This window comes from Ruegeria sp. BC7 (assembly GCF_056539165.1).
On sequence record NZ_JBQFUL010000020.1, the window covers coordinates 1 to 1,652 of the forward strand.

2 protein-coding genes are annotated in these 1,652 nt (G+C 57.7%); both read right to left on the reverse strand.

Features of this window, described 5'->3' with window-relative positions; translation table 11 throughout:
- On the reverse strand, positions 1–674 hold a 674-nt coding region (locus tag ACR0KS_RS20370; protein ID WP_170568222.1), incomplete at its 3' end, for a DUF2182 domain-containing protein.
- A 28-nt stretch (positions 675–702) separates the two neighbouring features.
- Entirely contained in the window at positions 703–1,323 is a 621-nt protein-coding gene (locus tag ACR0KS_RS20375) for a DUF1326 domain-containing protein (RefSeq protein WP_170383382.1), read from the reverse strand.
- Positions 1,324–1,652 lie beyond the last annotated feature (329 nt).

Below are 1,652 nucleotides of genomic sequence, written 5' to 3' on the forward strand. Positions count from 1 at the left end.
ACTACGATTGTAAGTACGGCAACCCACGGCAGGTTCATGACGCCCAACACAAAAAGCAGCACCATCAGCATCCAGCAGCAGCCAAGACAGTAGGCCCCATGGTGAAGCCCCATCTTCGCGGCACCTAGGGTTCCCTCGCGCCAATGAGCCATCAAAAAACTCATGGGCGAGCGGCAATGCTCTAGGCAAGCGTTCTTGAGCGGCGTCCATTGGAACAACCCGGCAAGTATCAACATCACGCCGCCCACAGTCGGCGCAACCCTCCCCATCATTGAGGAAAGCGCGCCACCAGTGTGCAGCCACCAATTCAATACAGTCGCCACCAGCGAGAACCCCAGCCAAACCAACAGATACCCCGCCACGAAGCTGCCCGTTGGCACGAAGGGTCGCCCTGCCTCCTCCCGCTTCGCGCGGACCCGCTCGTAGATCATTACGGCGGGTGTAACCGAAGGCAGCATCATCGCGAACATCATCGCCGCCCACATGATAAGCATGAAGACAAAATCCGCGACTGACCACTGCATCATCATCGGCATGGCCATGTCGCCAACCATCGTCATCGAGGACGAACCAAGCCCGAGGTAAATTGTATAGGCCCACGCCAGCGCCGTGAGCGCGACTAGCGCTGCCAACACCAGCGCCCGATCTCGTCGTGCGACCCCTACAGCATTCATTATGATGGCCTAAAGATCCGGCCCGGCCTCAGCCGGCCCAAGCGACTTGTCCGACCACACCCGACCGGCCCGTCCAGGTCACGGGCATATCCGCGTCGTTCCAAGTGGTTCCTTCACTGGGGGCCAGATCTCCTTCATGCCCCTCATGCCCGAAGGCGAGGCTGAACGCGGCGTTCTGCAGTTTCATCTTGTTGCCGAGGTCATTGACTAGGCGACGGGATTTCATCTCGCCCACACCGGCCACGCTTGCAGTTATTTCGCCATCGGCCTCGGTCACGCTGATCCCGGCGCGTTTGGTCGGAAGCCAGGTCGACAACAGGCTTGCCGGCACCTCCATGCCGCCGCCGGACGCACCCTGCAAGATAGTCTCCAATGCCGCCGTCTGCGCATCGCTGGCGTTTTCGTCAATGTACACTCGCCCGGTGCCGTTGGCGTCGAACAGTGTCGGCCCGGGGAAATGCAATGAGACAATCGCGTTTTGGCCAGAAAGGTCCACGCCTTCATGAGAGCCCTCGCTAATGCGTATCAACAGGGACGTCGCGCAATACCCTTGGTCCAAGAGCATAAGGTCAGCTTGCCCGAACCAGCATGGGCAAAGCATGTTGCAATTGCAGGTTTCGACGAGTTCCCCTGAAACATTCCAAGACATGATTTCTCCTCCCATCCCACATTTTCCACGGAGGCATTTTAGCAGAAAGGCTGCTTTTCACCAATCAACCAGAAGGTTAACCATGTCTCCTCAGGGCACAGAGCTACCTATCCCTACAGCTTACATGATTGGCTGGTTGGCAGCCCAAGCCGGTCCTTCGCAACAAAGCCGCCATTCGTCACCAAGCGATCCAAACCGAAATATCATTGGGTTCGAAGCTTAACTGATTTGATCATGCTGGTTTTATCAATGTTCCCAGATATGCCCGAGTGTCGGCATCCCACGAGCTGGGGTCCTCTCCATGAGCGACCACCGCGTGGAGTTCCATG

Coding starts and splice junctions, on each gene's coding strand:
- ACR0KS_RS20375 (WP_170383382.1), bottom strand. CDS start 1,323: ATGTCTTGGAATGTTTCAGGGGAACTCGTCGAAACCTGCAATTGCAAC.